We start from the raw sequence: 264 nt of genomic DNA, 5'->3' as shown, positions 1-264 counted from the left end.
ATAACGCGATGGCTGAGTCGTTCTGGTCGACGCTTAAAACCGAGTTCTACGACCGTAAGCGTTGGCCTACCCGCGATGCTGCGCGCAAGGCCGTTGCCTACTGGATGGAAGTCGTTTACAACCGTCGGCGCCGGCACTCTGCACTAGGAATGGTCAGCCCCGTCGACTTCGAAAACCACATTGGTCTAACCACCAGTAGAAAAGAAATAGCTGCCTAAACACTAGGTAGCCCCACTACGTGTCCACGATTTGCGGGCAACCCCA

1 protein-coding gene is annotated in these 264 nt (G+C 55.3%); it reads left to right on the top strand.

The features are described from left to right. Window positions 1-218 (top strand): integrase core domain-containing protein (locus HMPREF2847_RS04965; protein ID WP_210401620.1); only part of this gene is annotated, 218 nt, incomplete at its 5' end. Between the last annotated feature and the right edge of the window lie 46 nt (window positions 219-264).

The sequence above is a fragment of the Corynebacterium sp. HMSC074C03 genome (assembly GCF_001838285.1).
Taxonomy (GTDB): domain Bacteria; phylum Actinomycetota; class Actinomycetes; order Mycobacteriales; family Mycobacteriaceae; genus Corynebacterium; species Corynebacterium amycolatum.
The sequence above is the reverse complement of the archived record's forward strand: the minus strand, read 5'-3'. Positions and strand labels throughout refer to the sequence as shown.